Below are 18,053 nucleotides of genomic sequence, written 5' to 3'. Positions count from 1 at the left end.
AGGAGTGTTCAATTGGATGGTAGACACCAAGTGGTGCAGACCCGAAGGTCGCTGGTGGCGCGGCGGTGGAGAGTGGCCCTGTCCATCCTGATGTCGGTGATCCTGATCGGTGGGTATGCAGTTGCGGACGTCATGGATCTTCTGCCAGGTCCTTTGACCCTTGAAACATCCAAAACCAGAACCATCTCGCCGGCCAGATCCGTCCGTGCACCCGCAGATGACCTGGGGGGTGACGGTGCCGGTGGTCCTGTTGACCAGGCTGTGGCCCGGCAGCTGGTAGAGGAGTTCACTACTACTCCGGGGTTGGGGCATGACTACTCCCTGGTCGTCCACCAGGCGGATGGGAGGCCGGTCGTTGAAGAGTCTGCCCAGGTGGTGCGGCAGCCCGCTTCGACCATGAAGACCCTGACGGCAGCCGCAGCCGCCTCCGAACTGGATATGTCATCCTGCCTGACCACCGATGTGCAGCTCAGAGAGGTCTCGGGCGACCACGCCGTGCTGGTGCTCAAAGGACATGGCGATATGCTGCTGGGGACAGGCAACAATGATCCCGCTCATGTCAACGGCCGTGCAGGTCTGTCCAGCCTGGCCGCGAAGACGGCTGGAGCCCTGCGTAAAGCCGGCGTCAGCCGGGTGTGGGTGGCCTATGACGACAGTCTCTTCGGTGAGGAAGGGGAACCCGAAGGAATCCAGGAAAACAATCCTGACGGTGTTTACTTCCAGCATCCCACTTCCATGGCCATCGACCAGGCCCGTGACTGGACCGGCATCCAACAAGGTACCGATCCGGATGCAGGCGGTGTATATCTGCCCAGGGTTGTCGATCCGGCGGCAGAGGCCACCAAGGTCTTTGCCAGGGTCCTGGCAGGCAACGGTATAAAGGTCGATAATCCGGATCAGCCCAATCAGGCCGAATCCGGACAAGGGTCGGTCATCGCCAGTGTTCAGTCAGCTCGTCTCAGCGAAATCATGGCTCTGATGCTCAGAACATCAGACAACACGCTGGCAGAGCTCTTCGGCCGACTGACCGCAGCCAAACTGGGCAAGGAGAACAGCCCTGGTGGAGCAGTAAAGGCCGTTACAGAGGCGCTTGACCACCTTGGAGTGAATACAGGTGGGCTGGTCATGGCCGATTGCTCCGGACTGGCCCCCGGATCCGAGCTGAGTGTGAACACCCTGGTTCAGATACAGGAGCTTGCCCTTGAATCCAAGGGAATCACCCCTGTAGCCAAAGGACTCTCGGTCGTTGGGTTGACTGGAACCGCAGCGGAGAGGAAAGTGAATGATCTTGCAGACGGTCTGGTCAGGGTCAAGACCGGCACCCTGGATCAGGTCACATCCATGACGGGCAACGTTTCCCGAAGATCCGGCGGGAGTCTGGTCTTCGCCGTCATCGTCAACAACCCGGAGGATATGACTGCCGCCCGGCAGGCCGTGGATCGGCTGGTCACATCCCTGGACCGTTTGTAACCGTGCGTACGCCGAGGAGGGATGGTGCATCGTGGTGTATTCCGCTCAGATGAAGAAGGCCGTGGGAGCCCTCCGCTCCAGTCTTGAGGGCGCCGGGCTGGGCAGGCAGGGCGATAGGTTCACCCGACACGGCAGCCATCTGCCCGACCCCGATGCGCCGCTCGTACTTGTGGCCTGCTCCGGCGGGCGGGACTCCATGGCTCTGGCATCGGTTGCTGCTACGGTCTCGTCCATGTTGGGTCTGCGATGCGGGGCGATCCTGATTGATCATGGGCTCTCCGAGGGGTCCGATCGAGTCAGCCTCGAAGCCGCAGCGAACTGCCGGAAGCTGGGTCTGGACCCTGTTCTGGTCAGGTCTGTCCAAGTGCGCCGCACCAGTGCAGGTCTGGAGGCCGATGCCCGTGAGGCCAGGTATGAGGCCATAGGTGAAGAAGCCGGACACGTTCACGCCTCGGCCGTCCTTTTGGCCCACACGATGGATGACCAGGCCGAGACCGTGCTCATCGGGCTTATCAGGTCCCAAGGTCTGGATGCCATCACCGGTATGAACCATCGGATGAAACGGGACGGGCTCGACTATCTGCGCCCCTTCCTGGGACTTACCCGGCAGGAGACGACGGAGATATGCCGGCAGCAGGGGCTCTCCTGGTGGGATGACCCCACCAACGGCGATGGGTTCCCTGACGACCAGCCCCTTCCTGCGGACCTTCCCCTGCGCTCGCGGGTGCGGCATGACCTCCTGCCTGGGCTGAGCCGGTTCGCCGGTCGCGACATGGTCCGTCGTCTGGCCCAGGGGGCGGACCTTGCCAGGCGGGATGCCGAATATCTGGACCGGCAGGCGGATGCTTTGGCCGACCAGGTGGTCATGCCCCCCGAACCCGATGACGCCGACCAGGGGATTCTGGCTCGTCTGGATGCCCGCAGTCTTTCCGCCCGGGATTCGGCCCTTCGCTTACGGTTCCTGGCCCACCTTCTGTCCAATCTGGGAGTCCCGGCGAGCTCCCAACAGGTTGAATCGTTGGATGCCCTGGCTTCGGATTGGCACGGCCAACAGGGGCCCGTTTTTCCCAGTTCGTATTCAGCTTTTCGTAAGTGTCAAGTCATTCTCATATGCAATGATGGAGTCCATGCGAATCGCTGATATTGAATCCCACATTGATCATGAGTTGGTATCCAAGCAACAGATAGAGGACCTGATTCAGAAGACGGCCGTCCGTATCAGCAAGGATTATCAGGGCAAGGACCTGATGATGGTGGCCGTGCTCAAGGGGGCTTTCAATACCCTGGCCGCCATCTCCCAGGCCGTCACCATCCCGGTCCAGATCGAGTTCATGAGCATCTCCAGCTATCCCGGTCAGAAGACCACGGTTTCGAATGGTGACATTACGGTGCGGATGGATCTGGGGTGCGATGTACGCGGCCGGCATATTCTGATCGTCGAGGACATCATCGACTCCGGATACACCCTGCATTGGTTGGTGAACGAGCTGAAATCCCGTGGGGCCGCATCCGTAGAGGTCTTCGCCCTGCTCGACAAGACCGTCAGGCATGAGGTCGAAGTGGACGTCAAGTATCCCGGATACACCATTCCCGATGAGTTCGTAGTCGGCTTCGGTCTTGATTATGACGAGCAATACCGTAATCTTGACTCGATCGCCGTGCTCAAATCGGACGAGTATCTGACGCAGGAACAGAACCAGGGGGAAATCGCATGAGCTACTCGCAGGGACCACAGCAGGGTCCGCCCAGGAACAACGGCGGCAACCGAAATGGGGGAAATGGCCCAGACAAGGGCAACAACCCCTTCTTCAACTTCAACCAAAACGGGGGAGATGGGAAAGGGCCGGACTCGAACCGGTCCTTCTGGCGTTCTCCCTGGCTCTGGGCGGTACTGGCCGTACTGATCATGATGGGCATCTTCGGCTTCTTCAGCAGCCAGAACGGCCCTCAGACCATCGACACCAAGGATGGTCTGGAGCTTCTGGCCGGTAACCAGAGGAGCGGGGCGGTCAAATCCGCTGAGATAACCGAGAAGATGCAGGTGGTCGAGCTCAAGCTCAACGACGATTTCACCAAGGACGTCGAGGGCTTCCAGGGGAAGAAGACAAACAAGAATTTCGGCAAGGACGTTCAGTTCTACTACGTGTTCGACCAGGGTCCCCAGGTGGTCAAGGCCGTCGAAAAGGCCAACCTGAGCGAGGGCTACAACTCGGTTGTTCCCCAGACCAGCATGATGAGCCTGTTGATTTCCTCGGTTCTGCCCATGTTGATCATCCTTGGTGTGTTCTGGTTCCTGCTTTCCAGGATGTCCTCGGCAGCCGGGGGCAACATGTTCGGCATGGGGGGCAAGAAGAACTCGGCCCGGCTCAATGACGGGCAGACCCCGAAGACGAAGTTCGCCGATGTGGCCGGCGAGGAGGCCGCAGTACAGGAGGTCGAGGAGATCAAGGACTTCCTCAAAGACCCCTCGAAGTACAAGGCTCTCGGTGCCCGCATACCTCGCGGTGTCCTGCTCTATGGCCCTCCTGGAACCGGTAAGACCCTTCTGGCCCGGGCCATAGCCGGTGAGGCCAGCGTTCCCTTCTACTCCATGGCAGGTTCTGACTTCGTCGAGATGTTCGTCGGTCTGGGTGCATCGAGGGTCCGTGATCTCTTCGACGAGGCCAAGAAGAACGCACCGGCCATCATCTTCATTGACGAAATCGATGCCGTGGGTGGCAAGCGCGGCTCCGGCATGAGCGGTGGTCATGATGAGCGTGAGCAGACCCTGAACCAGCTTCTGGTCGAGATGGATGGTTTCGACAACGATACGAATCTGATCATCATCGCCGCCACCAACCGACCCGACATTCTGGATTCGGCCCTGCTGCGTCCCGGTCGTTTCGACCGTCAGGTGGCCGTTGAGGCACCTGACCTGGAGGGGCGTGAGGCCATCCTCAGGGTTCACGCCAAGGGGAAGCCGTTCGTGCCGGATGTCGACCTGCATACCGTGGCGGTCCGCACCCCCGGATTCACCGGTGCGGACTTGGCGAATGTCCTGAATGAGGCCGCGCTCCTGACGGCCCGCTCGGATGCGCAGCTGATCGACAACCGGGCCATCGACGAGGCCATCGACCGTGTGCTCAGCGGTCCCCGACGTCGTACCAAGGGGATGGCCCTGGAGGAAATGCGCAATACGGCCTACCACGAAGGTGGTCACGCCATGGTTGCCGCCGCCCTTCACCACACCGATCCGGTCACCAAGGTCACCATCCTTCCCCGTGGGCGTGCTTTGGGCTACACGGCTGTCATGCCCACCCAGGACCGTTACTCCCAGTCTCGCAACGAGCTCCTGGACCAGATGGCCTACGCCATGGGTGGCCGTGTGGCCGAGGAAGTTGTCTTCCACGACCCGACCACCGGAGCCTCCAACGACATTGAGAAAGCCACCAGCATCGCCCGCCAGATGGTGGTCGAGTATGGGTTCTCCTCCAAACTGGGTGCCATCAAGTGGGCTGATGGAAGCGATCAGGATTCCGGTCTTGACGCCCTGAAGCCCCGGGCCTACTCGGAGCAGACTGCCGAAGTCATAGACAGGGAGGTCCTTGACCTGGTCGAGACCGCCCACACTGAGGCCTGGCAGATCATCAGCAGGAACAGGGATGTGCTGGATGAGCTGGTCCGTCAGCTCCTGGTCAAGGAAACCCTGAACAAGGATGAGCTGGCTGCAATCTTCGCCAATCTGAGAAAAGCGCCTGAGCGGGAGCTTTGGCTCTCCGATGTGAATCGGCCCGATTCCGAACTGCCACCGGTGGAGATCCCCAAAGAGCTTGAACGGAGTGTGACCGGCACGTCCTCCCCGTCCGGTCCGGCACCGAATACCACCCCCGCACAGGGGTAGTGGGTTTTTCGGCGCCACAAACGCTGTGTGGCCTGTCGCCCTGGTCGTGATGGGGTGTGGGGATTGCTGTGCCGCTGAGAGGGGTTGACGCATGGATTCGATTCAACTGAGCAGGATCAGGGCCAAGCCCCTGAGTCCTCCTGATGGACACGATTACACCTACCAGGTCGATGCCACGCTTTTCCTTGATTTGAGCGAGGCCGGCAGGTTTGATGATGCGACCGCAACCGTGGATTATGTCCAGGTGGTCAATAGGATTATCTCCCTGATTGAGCATGACTCCACGGATCTTCTTGAGGCCCTGACCACGAGAGTGGCTGATGCCATCCTTCTCTCGCATCAGGTCAGGCGGACCAGGGTATCGGTAACACGTCTAGGCGCCGATGATCAGACCGAGGCGGACTTTCAGGTGACCGTGACCATCGAAAGGGCTGCTGAAGGGGATGGTCAGGCCACCCTGGCCTCCCTGGTTTCAGCCCAGGAGCATGGGGCTGCCCCGGTGGAGCCAGGATTCGGGGAGGCCCGCCAGACGCAGGCACGTTCCGCCTCTCATCCGGCCTTGGGCGTTGGGCTCGCCAGACATCATGACGAGGCGCGGAACCGGCACTATGCGGATGAAGACCATATGCAAATCGGCTCAGGCGCGGATGTGGATGACACTGATGGCAGGTGGCCGTCCGGGCCGCAGACGGATACGTCCGAGGCTGAAGGTCCCGTTCAGATGCATCAGGCGGTTGTCGCCATGGAGTGCGTCGATGAGAACTCCAAGCAGGCCATGTATGTGGCCCTGGCATCCTTGGACGGGGTCCCGGGTAGTCAGGTAGTCGGGATATCGCCTTTGTACTCTTCCGTCCATCCGGGTGCCGGGCGTGGCCCCAGCCTCTGCGCCGTGGTCATGGTGCAGACACCGTTGGGGCCTCGGGACCTCTATCGGACCCTGACCATGATTGAGTCCACTTGCCGGGGCGGAGACCCCGGATCGGAGGGTTCCGGCCCCCTCGTCTTGAGTATCGTCGATTACGAAGGCTTGGAGGTCGATGAGGACGGGCTGAGGTTGCCCCTGGCCGGGGCGGCCACCAGGGCTTCGGTCCTGGTGCCTTGGGCCGCCCTGGATGCCGATGCTGTCCTGGCCGGTCCAAACGGCGGATCCGTGGCCGAACTCTCACGGAGGGCACCGGATGTGGGATGCCTGCATCTCCTGTCCGAGGACTGGATATTGGATGGTTTGTCATGAGAACACGTCGTACGCCGTTGGCCTACTACCTGGTTGCGCTGATTCTGGGAATGGCAGGAGGCCTGACCATATCCGAAATCAGCATGTCATCCCGAACCGACCTGATGGGGGCGCCCTGGTTGGTCTCCCTCCTGCTCTTCATCCTCGGTGTCATGATTCTGCTTATGGCCATCCAGGTGCACAGGTACGCCAAGGGCGAGCGAAAAGAGATGGATTCCCGTTTTGCCGTCAACACGCTGGTCATGAGCAAATCCCTGGGAATTGCCTGCGCTGCCCTTCTTGGGTGGTATGGCAGCCAGGCCCTGGTCAGCATGGGTCATTCCAGTGCGCCCTACTATGCGGCGGTCATGGGGGAATGCCTGGCTGCTTCGGCAGTGTGTCTGATTGATGTGGTCATCGGGGCTGTGGGGGAGTGGCTCTGCCAGCTACCTCCGGATGAGGGGCCCGAGAATCCCAAGAAGCGGAATTCCGCAAAGCGTCGCTTGCCGGATGCTGCTCAGAAAGAGAGCATGGACCGCTGAGCCATGCAGCAAGCTACATGTGACTCCGGCCTCTCAACGACGTGGACGGAGCCACATGAGAGGCCGGAAGCAACCAGATATCAGGCCTTCTCCTGGCTGTCCTGGGGAACCCGAATCATGGCCTCCTGCACCATTGTGGCGGCAAGAGCCCCATCCTGGGTGTAGACCTTGGCCACGCAGAGGCTGCGACCATGGTCGGCAACCGGGGAATCCTGGACGAAGAGGTGCCACTGGTTGAGATCGATGTCCTGATACCACCACATGGAGTGGTCGATGGAGGCGAAGGAGATTCCCCTGGTGGTGATTCCCAGGCCGGAGCGCCGCAGGGCGGGCTCCATCATGATTTGGTCGCACTCAAGCGCTAGGAGGGCACGGTTCATGGTCTGCGACATGTCCAGGTGCCCATCGGTCCGGCTCCATACCATCTGACGACCGGAATCGTTGGCAACGGCCTCCTTGTCGACACCCATCAGGACGGTCTTGCCCAGGTGGCGGATGTCGAAAGGCGACTGGGTCACGTAATAGTCGGCGAAGGGAGACTTCTCAACATAGGGACGCATCAGGTCCTTTGCGCTGGTCAAATCCTCGGGGTCGGGCAGATCCGTGGGCATGGGGTCTGCGTACCTGACGCCCTGCTGTCCGGGCTCCTGATAGGAGAGGATGGTTGTCAGTATCGTGCCCTTGGACTGGGTCACATCGGCACGGCGCGAGGAAAAGGACCTGCCGTCACGCATGGTCTCCACATCGATTCCGACCTTCTCCTCGATACTGCCTGTACGGAGGAAGTAGGCGTGGGCAGAGTTGGGCTGCCGCCCCTCGGGGACGGTCCGTGACCCGGCCATGATGGCCTGGGCCACGATCTGCCCCCCGTATATTCTCTTGGTGGGGAAGTAGAGGGAGTCCCCCTCAAACAGGGTGTGGGCACCCTCCTGGCCCGTCCCTGCGACATCCAGGACCTTTACCACGTGCTCCAATGGAGTTTCTTCAATGGTCATATTCTCCCCCATCCCTTGATGATTGTGTGCCGGAGCCGGTTCAACGGGTCAGCTTGCGGTGAATCCTGTGAGGTCGTGATGCTTCCTCGCCCAAACGCTGGATCTTGTTCTCCTGATAAGCCTGGAAGTTGCCCTCGAACCAGTACCAGTTTGCCGGGTTCTCATCCGTGCCCTCCCAGGCAAGGATGTGGGTGGCGACCCTGTCCAGGAACCAGCGGTCGTGGGATATGACCACTGCGCAGCCGGGGAATGCCAGCAAGGCGTTCTCGAGGCTTTCCAGGGTCTCCACGTCCAGGTCGTTGGTGGGCTCGTCCAGGAGGAGGAGGTTGCCCCCCTGCTTCAGGGTCAGGGCCAGGTTCAGTCTGTTGCGCTCACCACCGGAGAGGACCCCGGCCGGCTTCTGCTGGTCCGATCCCTTGAACCCGAAGGAGGCCACATAGGCGCGGGTGGGAACTTCGACGCCGGCCACTTCGATGAAGTCCAGACCGTCGGAGACCACCTCCCAGAGGTTCTTCTTGGGGTCGATGCCTTCGCGGTTCTGATCCACATACGAGATCTTGACCGTATCGCCGACCTCCAGGGAACCCGAGGTCAGGGGCTCCAGGCCTACGATGGTCTTGAAAAGGGTCGACTTGCCGACGCCGTTGGGGCCAATGACGCCAACAATGCCGTTCCTGGGCAGGGTGAAGCTCAGATCGTCAATCAGGACCCGGTCGCCGAAGGCCTTGTGGATATGCTCGGCTTCCAGGACCTTGGATCCCAGGCGTGGCCCCGGCGGAATCTGAATCTCGGAGAAGTCCAGTTTCTTGTTGTTCCTGGCCTCGATCTCCATCTGCTCATAGCGTTCCAGACGAGCCTTGTTCTTGGCCTGCCGGGCTTTGGGGGAGGAGCGGACCCATTCCAACTCGGAGTTCAGTCGCTTGGCCAGGCGGGCATCCTTCTGTCCCTGTACCTCAAGACGCTTGGCCTTGGTGTCGAGGTAGGTGGTGTAGTTGCCCTGATACGGGTAGAGGTGTCCGCGGTCAACCTCGCAGATCCACTCGGCCACGTTGTCAAGGAAGTACCGGTCGTGGGTCACGGCCAGGACGGCTCCCTTGTAGGTGTGGAGATACTGCTCCAGCCAGAGTATAGACTCGGCGTCAAGGTGGTTGGTGGGCTCGTCCAGAAGCAGGAGGTCTGGGGCCTCAAGCAGGAGCCGGCAGAGGGCCACGCGGCGGCGCTCACCACCCGAGATGACCGAAACCGGGGTGTCGGGGTCGGGGCACTGCAGGGCATCCATGGCCTGATCCAACTGGGAATCCAGGTCCCATCCGTCTGCCGCGTCGATCTCCTCCTGGAGCTTGCCCATCTCGGCCATCAGCGCATCGTAGTCGGCATCGGGGTTGGCCATCTCCTCACCTATCTGGTTGAAGCGCTGGACCTTCTCCATAATGTCGCCGTAGGCCATGCGGATGTTCTCTCCGACGGTCTTGTCCTCGTCCAGGGGCGGTTCCTGCTGAAGGATGCCCACCGAGTAGCCCGGGGTGAGCTGGGCCTCGCCGTTGCTGACGGTCTCCAGGCTGGCCATGATCTTGAGCAGTGTGGACTTGCCCATGCCGTTCGGGCCCACCACGCCAATCTTGGCTCCCGGCAGGAAGCTCAGCGTGACGTCATCGAGAATAACGCGGTCGCCGAAGGACTTGCGCGCCTTGATCATCTGATAGATAAATTCGGCCAAGGAAACTACCTCGCAAAGGGTTGGAAAACGACGGTTCAAACTCCATTAATCGTAATGGAGACTTCCGACTTACGCAGCAGGCCATCTGGGTCTCATCCCATGAGGGACCTATCAATTTTCCCTATACCCGCATGCGGGATTTGCTGAGCGGCAGAGGGTAGCCTTGAGGAGGTGTTCCCGCCCGACATGCGCAGGTCAAGGAGCGCCGACTTGGTCTTTGCCGATACGGATGGGACCGGGCCTTCGGCTGTGCGCATGAGGAATGGGCCGTGAGCTGTATGCGGTCGCAAGGGAGTATCAATGACAGAGAAACGGCAACATGGTCGGATTTCCGCAACCCATCGGTTGCGCTGGAGGCCTCTTGATATTGCGGTCGGTGCCGGCCTTGGGGCGGTGTCGGGGTTGATTTACTGGGCTGCCAGTCTGCTCTCCTCATGGATATTCCCCTTGATGACAGCCATTCTTCCCGGGATGGCGGCTCTCCTGCATGGCATCTTCTACTTCCCCTGTACCTTGTCCCTGCTGATATTGCGCAAGCCCGGTGCGGCCGTCTATGTAGGAATCGTCAGCGTGCTGGTCGAGATTCTGCCGGGCAACGCCTATAACGGGCCGATGATTTTCGTGCAGGCCATCGTCGAGGCCCTCTGCGCGGAGCTGGCCTTCGGGATATTCCGCTACCGTCGGTGGACCCTGGGAACGACCATTCTGGGAGGTCTCCTGATAGCCCTGGCGTACAACGCCTTCCTCCTGGCCTTCTACTACCAGGGAGTCTCCCTGCTTAGTCCGAGGGGGATCATCGGCACCATCTGCGAACTAATCAGTGGGGTGGTCCTGGCTGGTCTGACCAGCTGGTTCCTCTTCCGGGCCATCGGCAGGACCGGAGCGCTGGATCGGCTTGCATCCGGGCAGGATGTCAGGGGGGTCTGAAAACCGACCCCTCCGCCCGCCAATATTGACCATAGTTTGTGAAGCTGTGACAAGGCCCGTACCGGGCAGGAAGGGTCCAACCATGACCAACCTTCGCTCCTACTTTGCGGCAGCGGTACTGCCGCTCATCCTGGCAGCGGGTGCCTGCGGCTCCTCCCAGACTTCCGAAGAACACCGGATTGACCCCCAGGCCGCCGTCAGTGTCAACAATGTTGAGCCCACGGCTCCCCTGATTCCTTCAAGCACCAATGACACCGCAGGTTGGAAAGTGGTGACCCAGCTTTTCGACGGGTTGGTCACCTTCGATGCCAAGGGTGGGATGACGCTGGTCGAGGCCAAATCAATCACCCCCAATGAGGATGCCAGCCGGTACACGATTGTCCTCAAGCCAGGACTCACGTTCAGTGATGGGGAGAAGATCACCGCCAAGACCTATGCCGATTCCTGGTCCTTTGCGGCGAATGCGGCCAATGGGCATCTGGGGGCTTCGGCCTTTTCGACCATCGCCGGATATGAGCAGGTGCAGGACGAGCATGGCGACCCCAAGGCACCCCTATCGGGTCTTCGCGTGGTTGACGACCTGACCCTGGAGGTGACCATGGGTAAGCCGGATTCCTCCTTCCCCTACAAGGTGGGAGATGTGGCCTTCCTTCCCCTGCCGTCATCCGCATACAAGGACATCAAGGCCTTCGGCAAGAACCCGATCGGGAACGGGCCCTACCGCTTCAAGTCATGGGTGCCCAATCAGGGAATCAGGTTGGAAAGGGACCCCGCATACAAGGGACCACGCAAGGCCCGGAACGGAAGTCTGGAGTTCAGGGACTACCAGAGTCTTGATGCTGCCTATGCGGATGTTCAGGCCGGACACCTGGATGTGCTCGATACGGTTCCGGTTTCCCGCCTGAAAACGTTCCATACTGATTCGGGCCTGCATCCCTTGGTCAAGCCGGGGCCGGCCTTCCGGTCCCTGACCATCCCGCAAGGCCTGCAGCATTTCCAAGGGCAGGAAGGCGCCCTGCGCCGGGCGGCCCTGTCGTATGCCCTTGATCGTGCGGAAATAGCCGACAAGGTCTTCGCCGGTTCGGTCACTCCAGCCACCGATTTCCTTGCCCCCACCATCAGAGGGAACGCCTCCGACATCGGAGGCAGGAAAGTGCTGGACCACGATCCGGACCAGGCCCGTAGCCTCTGGGAGGAGGCTGACGCCATCTCTCCATGGGAAGGTACGCTCCGCATTGCCTACAGTGCCGACGGGACCGACAAGGACTGGGTTGATGCGGTTCTGCACGAGTACGCCCAGGTTCTGAACATCAAGACGGAGTCGAACATCTTCCCGACTGGCAAGGAGTTCAATACGGCGGTTCATAATCGCCAGGTCGACAGTATTTTCAATTCCGGCATCACCTCGGACTATCCCCATCCCGAGGGTTACCTTGTTCAGGGATATGCCTCCAGTCAGGCGGACGGCAAGGGGTTGAACAACGGGGACTACAAGAGTGCGGAGTATGACACCCTTCTTGCCCAAGCCGCCTCCAAGACCGACCAGGACGAAGCCATGCAGGATTACCGCCAGGCCGAGGCCGTCCTCCTCAGGGATCTTCCGGTGCTGCCGCTCTGGTACAGGAAGGTCTCCGCAGTGGCCGGCAAGCAGGTTCGTCAGGTTCCCTTCGGCTACATGGGTCTGCCGGTCTACAACCAGGTCACCAAGTAGGTTCGACGAACCGTACCTGGCTGATGACGAGTCGTTTTGATACCATGACTCTGGCCGATGTGATCGGCGCGGGGCCTTAGCTCAGTCGGTTAGAGCAAACGACTCATAATCGTTCGGTCCAGGGTTCAAGCCCCTGAGGCCCCACCAAAGAACCCCCTACAGGCACAAAGCCTGCGGGGGTTCTCTGTTTCTTCCTGTCAGCAAATCTCTCGGTCCTGTGACGGGCAAGTTCTGAAGGATTGAAGCAAGACCGATTGCCCTATGTGCCGTGGCGAGATGTTCATGTGGGGACTTTGCCCTGGAACCGCTGGTTGTTGCTAGGCTTATTGAAAGGACGGACCGTGAGTGGTTCGCGGTCCGTCCTATCGCGGCCTAGCTCTAGCACCATGCTGTGTGCCGATTCCATATGGGTCGACGAACATGGCAGCCGGGGGAAATGGAGCTAGGCGCGTTTACTTTTATCGAACCAACCACTCCACTTTCCGGCCTGCGGCTGCCAGGTGAACGGGGTGATGGGCATGGTTCGGGATTGGTCTAGCGACCAAAAAGCTGTATATCGACTGGGCATAGGGGAAGAGATATGCCTGATCCCAGACACAGTCTGATAGTGATTGCGGTATATAGCCGCACAGATGGGAAAAACTGATACATGCGCTCTCCATACTGAGACTCTGCATAAGGCAGATTCTCAAGCGAAACTATCGTATATACGTTTTCCCCCGTATAGAGATATTCTCTGGTTTACAGCATACACCCGCCCGTATCGGTGTCAAAAGGGCAAGGCGCATTCCCGATTCATATGGTCGGACATCCGGCATGATGGGGAAGCTGCTGAGGTCAGGACCTGTTCAAGATGGAATGGGCAGGCCGGGCTTTGATCAAGAGCGTGTGCGTAAAGAGGGCTCCCGGTAGAATTCAGGATGGACACCGTTCCGGCGACGGCTACCGTCCTCTGATTGCAACTGGTGGATGCCGGCCTGTCATCCGAGGGAAAGGAAAACGATGAAGTACGATTTCACAACGATTATGGACAGGCATGGCAGGGATTCCATAGCGGTGGACGGGCTGGGTACGGAGCCCGGTTTCGCCCCTGATCCCCCCAAGGACGGGTTCGATGTGATTCCCATGTGGGTGGCCGACATGAACTTCCCGACCGTGCCCACGGTCCAGGAGGCAATAATCGAACGTGCCAAGCATCCGGCGTTCGGGTACTTTGATCCGACTGATGAGTATTACGATGCCATCATCGATTGGCAGCGTGCCCGTAACGGTGTGGAAGGTCTGACCGCTGAAGACATCGGTTATGAGAACGGGGTTCTGGGTGGTGTCGTATCCACCCTGACGGCATTCGCAGCGCCTGGAGACAAGGTCCTCCTGCATAGTCCGACCTATGTGGGATTCACCAACTGCATCGAGAACAACGGATACCATATCGTCCACAGCCCCCTGAAGAAGGATGAGCAGGGTGTCTGGCGGATGGACTTCGAGGACATGGACCGCAAGCTCAAAGAGAACAACATCCATGTGGCTGTCTTCTGCAACCCCCACAACCCCTGTGGGCGCGTTTGGGAGAAGTGGGAGATCGAGAAGGCCATGGAGGTATACAAGGAGAACGACTGCGTGGTCATCTCCGATGAGATTTGGTCCGATCTCATACTGGCCGGTAACAGGCACACCCCCACCCAGTCGGTGAGCGAGGATGCCAGGAACAGGACGGCCGCTTTCTACGCACCAAGCAAGACCTTCAACCTGGCCGGTCTGGTGGGCTCCTACCACATCATCTACAACAAGTACCTTCGCGACAGGGTGGTCTCCAAGGGCTCCAAGGCCCACTACAACGATATGAACGTCCTGTCCATGCATGCCCTGATTGGAGCCTATAAGCCGGAGGGGCAGGAATGGGTCGATGAACTGCGTCAGGTCCTGACCGGAAATGTGGACTATGCGTGTGACTACATCTGCAGGCGTTTCGAGGGGGTGGATGTTTCCAAGCCCCAGGGAACCTACATGCTCTTCGCGGACTGTTCGCAGTGGTGCGAGTCCCACGGCATCAGCCTGGACCAGCTGGAGAAGCGAGCCTGGGATGTCGGCGTGGCAATCCAGGATGGACGGCAGTTCAAGGCCCCCTGTGCCGTCCGCATGAACCTCGCCCTGCCGCTGAGCCGGGTCGAGGAGGCCATGGAGCGTCTGGACAGGTACGTTTTCAACGCTTGAGCGACAGGGGGCTGCACAGCCCTGTAGTCACTGGAACTGCATGCCTCCATCGACGATCAGCGTCTGCCCGGTGATGTAGTCGGAATCATGGCCGGCCAGGAAGGCGACGGCGTTGGCCACATCGCTGGGCTCGGAAAGTCGTCCCATGGCGATGCCATCGGAGAAGGTCGACATGCCCCACTCGTCGTCCTTGCCGGCATTCTTGCCCACCTGATGGGCAATGTCCATCATCATGGGCGTCTTGACGATGCCCGGGGCGTAGGCGTTGGCGGTGATCCCCTCCTTGGCCAGGTCACGTGCGGCGACCTGTGTCAGGCCACGGATGGCGAATTTGGTGGAGGAGTAGAGCATCAGATTCGGATTGCCCACCACGCCCGCCTGGCTGGTGGCGTTGATGATCTTGCCGCCGTGGTGCCGGGCACGGAACTGCTCGACGGCGGCCTGTATGCCCCATATGGTGCCTGCCACATTCACGTGGTATACCCGATCGAACATCTCAGGGGTGATGGATTCGATGGGGGTGGTTGGTCCGAGACCGGCGTTGTTGACGATGACATTGAAATCACCGAGCTGTGTGGCGGCCTTCTCGACGGCGGAGTGGACCTGGACCTTGTCGGTCACGTCCAGGGTGACGGCGATGGCCCTACCTCCGTCCTCATTGATGGAATCGGCGACGCTGGTTGCCTTGTCGCCGTTCATATCGGCCACGGCCACAGCGAATCCGTCAGAGGCAAGACGCCGCGCAATGGCCTCTCCTATGCCTTGGGCGGCCCCCGTGACGAATGCGACTTCCTGTGTCATGCTCTTCTCCTTCATTGGATGAACCGCCAATCAGGTGGTCTGGTTGTTTGATTATAGGTACGGGGTACTGGAATCTCGGGGAAGCCGTTCGGCGTGTGGCGCAATAGGTTCGGTTCTCCTGAAGGTGCGCTACAATTGTCTCCGGTTCCGGTTCACGTTGACCATAGGGGTCGGCGACCCGGTGCCCTTTGTCTCCTAGGAGTCCAATATGAAGCAGGGAATTCATCCCGATTACCATCCCGTAGAGGTCACGTGCTCGTGCGGCAACACCTTCATTACCCGTTCGACCGCCTCTGGCGATCATATGACGGTTGATGTCTGCTCGCACTGCCACCCCTTCTACACCGGCAAGCAGAAGATTCTGGACACCGGTGGGCGTGTGGCAAGGTTCGAAGCCCGTTACGGCAAGAAGAACAAGTAGCATTTCAACGCCAGTCCCGACCCGGGTCGTCTGCTATGCCCGGTTTGGAACTGGCGTTTTTCTATGCAAATCGGCCAGAGAGGGCAGGATTCGATGAGTGATGAAGAGTTCCCGGCGGCCAAGGTCGCCCTGGAGGAGTACCAACGCCTGGAGCATCAGATGAGCCAGCCCGAGGCGGCTTCGGATCCGGCCCAGATTCGTAAGCTGGGGCGTCGCCATTCCGAGCTTGCACCTATCGTCGAGGCATATCGCAGATATAAGGGTCTTCTCGAAGACCATGAAGCCGCCCAGACCATGGCTGGTGAAGACCCGGAGTTCGCCCAGGAGGCCAAGGACCTGGCCGACCGGATTCCCGCCGCCCGGGAACGCCTGCGGACTGCCCTGATTCCGCGCGATCCCGATGACTCCCGGGATGCCATCATGGAGATCAAGGCCGGAACCGGTGGCGAGGAGGCCGCCCTCTTCGCTGGAGATCTGATGCGTATGTACATCCGCTATGCCGAAAAGCGCGGATGGTCCACTGAAATCATGAATGAGAACCGCACCGAACTGGGTGGGGTCAAGGACGCCGAAATGGCTATCCGTGCCAGGGGACAGGTGGCCCCTGCCGATGGGGTGTGGGCCTCCATGAAGTACGAGGGCGGGGTCCACCGCGTCCAGCGTATCCCCGTTACCGAGTCCCAGGGGCGGATCCAGACCTCGGCGGCAGGTGTGATTGTCTTTCCCGAGGCCGACGAGGACGATGACGAGATTCAGATCGACCCCAAGGACCTGAAGATTGATATCTTCATGAGTTCGGGGCCGGGCGGTCAGTCCGTCAACACGACATATTCCGCCGTCCGCATGACCCATATTCCCACCGGAATCGTGGTCTCCATGCAGGACGAGAAGTCGCAGATACAGAACCGTCAGGCGGCCCTGCGGGTGCTCAAGTCCCGGCTCCTGGCCATGAAGCATGAGGAGGAGGCCGCCCAGGCGGCCGACATGCGCCACTCCCAGGTGCGCTCCCTGGACCGGTCCGAGCGGATTCGGACCTACAACTTCCCAGAGAGCAGGATTGTCGATCACCGTACCGGGTACAAGGCCTATAACCTGGAGCAGGTGCTGGACGGGGATCTCCAGGCCGTCATCGATTCGGATATCCAGGCCGATGAGGCCCAGAGAATGGCCTCCCAGGAGTGACTTCCGCAGGCGGCGACCCCCAGGGCCTCCCAGCCCTGATACAGGAAGGGCGCAGCATGCTCCGCGCCGCCGGTTTGGAGGCTGCCGAGCACGATGCCAGGATTCTCCTTGCCGAAGCTGCCGGTGTGGACCTGCACGATCTCGACAAGGGACTTCTGCTCGGGTGGGACCTTGACCAGCTGGCAGTCCCGACAAGGAACGCGGCGCAGGCTCTAGGGGACTACCGCAGCTGGTTGCAGAGGCGGTCTGAACGTGAGCCTCTTCAGTACATCCTCGGCCATACGGCATTCAGGATGCTTGACTTGGCCGTGGGGCCAGGCGTTTTCATTCCCAGGCCCGAGACCGAGACCGTGGTCCAGGCGGGATTGGATTGGATTGCCGCCCAGGGGTTGTCGGAACCGGTAGTGGTCGATCTCTGTGCCGGCAGTGGGGCTGTGGGACTTTCGGTCGCCACCGAGGTCGGCGGGGCCCGGGTCTGGGCTGTGGAGGCTTCGGATGAAGCGGCTGTCTGGACCCGCAGGAATGCTGATGCACAGTCTGAGGCCCTCGCTCGGTCCGGCTCTTCATATCACCTGGTTCACGGTGATGCCACCAGCGGGACGGTGCTCGCCGAACTTGACGGTCGTGTTGACCTGGTCATCAGCAACCCCCCATACATCCCCATGGATCGGGTGCCCACCCAGCCTGAGGTCAGGGACTGGGACCCGGCACTGGCCCTATACGGAGGCTCTCCCGATGGATGCCTGATACCGGAGGGCATCATCAGGCGGTCGGCGGATCTGCTCCGCCCCGGGGGCCTTCTGGTCATGGAGCACGACTGCAGCCAGGGGAGGGCACTGCGCAGTATTGCCAGGCAGGCTGGGTACGTGAATGTCTCAACAGGGCAGGACCTCGCCGGTCTGGATCGGTATCTCCTGGCTCAGGTCATATGATTGGACTGGCAACGGCCCTGACCATGGGGCACAATAGTGAGGTACGAC

General features: G+C 60.4%; 15 protein-coding genes and 1 tRNA gene. 13 read left to right on the top strand and 3 right to left on the bottom strand.

The features are described 5' to 3' along the window. The first annotated feature begins 12 nt into the window (after positions 1-12). The 6 genes from bcor_RS05330 to bcor_RS05305 all read left to right on the top strand — a co-directional run bounded on the left by bcor_RS05330 (position 13) and on the right by bcor_RS05305 (position 7,105). Positions 13-1,470, top strand: a complete 1,458-nt coding sequence (locus bcor_RS05330) for a D-alanyl-D-alanine carboxypeptidase/D-alanyl-D-alanine-endopeptidase (RefSeq protein ID WP_206537931.1) — start codon at positions 13-15, stop codon at positions 1,468-1,470. Between the two features lie 31 nt (positions 1,471-1,501). Further along, a complete protein-coding gene (gene tilS / locus bcor_RS05325; RefSeq protein WP_033497703.1) occupies positions 1,502-2,611 on the top strand; it encodes a tRNA lysidine(34) synthetase TilS in 1,110 nt (369 codons plus the stop codon). Continuing rightward, on the top strand, positions 2,598-3,185 hold the full coding sequence (gene hpt, locus bcor_RS05320) for a hypoxanthine phosphoribosyltransferase (RefSeq protein ID WP_033497705.1): 588 nt from the start codon (positions 2,598-2,600) through the stop codon (positions 3,183-3,185). The genes tilS and hpt overlap by 14 nt, the downstream gene beginning before the upstream one ends. Continuing rightward, complete coding sequence (ftsH, locus tag bcor_RS05315; protein ID WP_051875704.1) at positions 3,182-5,350, top strand: ATP-dependent zinc metalloprotease FtsH; 2,169 nt, start codon at positions 3,182-3,184, stop codon at positions 5,348-5,350. Before hpt ends, ftsH begins: the two co-directional genes overlap by 4 nt. A 91-nt stretch (positions 5,351-5,441) precedes the next feature. After that, on the top strand, positions 5,442-6,584 hold the full coding sequence (locus bcor_RS07295; protein WP_051875703.1) for a dihydroneopterin aldolase: 1,143 nt from the start codon (positions 5,442-5,444) through the stop codon (positions 6,582-6,584). Continuing rightward, positions 6,581-7,105, top strand: coding sequence for a DUF3180 domain-containing protein (locus bcor_RS05305; RefSeq protein WP_033497707.1), 525 nt, complete (start codon positions 6,581-6,583; stop codon positions 7,103-7,105). The genes bcor_RS07295 and bcor_RS05305 overlap by 4 nt, the downstream gene beginning before the upstream one ends. Positions 7,106-7,185: 80 nt before the next feature. Here bcor_RS05305 and bcor_RS05300 read toward each other — a convergent pair whose 3' ends face one another. Further along, a complete protein-coding gene (locus tag bcor_RS05300; RefSeq protein WP_033497709.1) occupies positions 7,186-8,100 on the bottom strand; it encodes an acyl-CoA thioesterase in 915 nt (304 codons plus the stop codon). 40 nt (positions 8,101-8,140) lie between these two features. Continuing rightward, complete coding sequence (gene ettA, locus bcor_RS05295) at positions 8,141-9,817, bottom strand: energy-dependent translational throttle protein EttA (RefSeq protein ID WP_033497711.1); 1,677 nt, start codon at positions 9,815-9,817, stop codon at positions 8,141-8,143. A 300-nt stretch (positions 9,818-10,117) separates the two neighbouring features. On the opposite strand from ettA, the gene bcor_RS05290 reads away from it, so the two are divergent. The 4 genes from bcor_RS05290 (at position 10,118) to bcor_RS05275 (ending at position 14,669) form a co-directional block, all read left to right on the top strand. Further along, positions 10,118-10,744, top strand: a complete 627-nt coding sequence (locus tag bcor_RS05290) for an ECF transporter S component (protein ID WP_033497713.1) — start codon at positions 10,118-10,120, stop codon at positions 10,742-10,744. Positions 10,745-10,826: 82 nt separating this feature from the next. Then, positions 10,827-12,455: a peptide ABC transporter substrate-binding protein gene (locus bcor_RS05285; RefSeq protein WP_033497715.1), complete on the top strand. Its 1,629-nt coding sequence runs from the start codon at positions 10,827-10,829 to the stop codon at positions 12,453-12,455. Between the two features lie 70 nt (positions 12,456-12,525). Further along, positions 12,526-12,602: transfer RNA gene (locus bcor_RS05280), tRNA-Ile, on the top strand. An 855-nt stretch (positions 12,603-13,457) separates the two neighbouring features. Next, positions 13,458-14,669, top strand: a complete 1,212-nt coding sequence (locus tag bcor_RS05275; RefSeq protein WP_033497717.1) for a MalY/PatB family protein — start codon at positions 13,458-13,460, stop codon at positions 14,667-14,669. A gap of 27 nt (positions 14,670-14,696) precedes the next feature. Here the strand turns inward: bcor_RS05275 and bcor_RS05270 are convergent, their stop codons facing one another. After that, positions 14,697-15,470, bottom strand: coding sequence for a (S)-acetoin forming diacetyl reductase (locus bcor_RS05270; protein ID WP_033497719.1), 774 nt, complete (start codon positions 15,468-15,470; stop codon positions 14,697-14,699). Between the two features lie 208 nt (positions 15,471-15,678). Here bcor_RS05270 and rpmE point away from each other — a divergent pair, with 208 nt between their 5' ends. The 3 genes from rpmE (at position 15,679) to prmC (ending at position 18,005) form a co-directional block, all read left to right on the top strand. Beyond that, entirely contained in the window at positions 15,679-15,891 is a 213-nt protein-coding gene (gene rpmE, locus bcor_RS05265; RefSeq protein WP_033490525.1) for a 50S ribosomal protein L31, read from the top strand. A 93-nt stretch (positions 15,892-15,984) separates the two neighbouring features. Continuing rightward, positions 15,985-17,073: a peptide chain release factor 1 gene (prfA, locus tag bcor_RS05260; protein WP_033497721.1), complete on the top strand. Its 1,089-nt coding sequence runs from the start codon at positions 15,985-15,987 to the stop codon at positions 17,071-17,073. Then, the gene (prmC, locus tag bcor_RS05255) at positions 17,070-18,005 is read left to right on the top strand and encodes a peptide chain release factor N(5)-glutamine methyltransferase (protein WP_274518299.1); all 936 of its coding nucleotides are present in this window, start codon (positions 17,070-17,072) and stop codon (positions 18,003-18,005) included. Before prfA ends, prmC begins: the two co-directional genes overlap by 4 nt. The last annotated feature ends 48 nt before the right edge of the window (positions 18,006-18,053 follow it).

Source organism: Bifidobacterium coryneforme (genome assembly GCF_000737865.1).
GTDB classification, from domain to species: domain Bacteria; phylum Actinomycetota; class Actinomycetes; order Actinomycetales; family Bifidobacteriaceae; genus Bombiscardovia; species Bombiscardovia coryneformis.
This window is presented reverse-complemented; position numbering and strand designations above follow the sequence as displayed.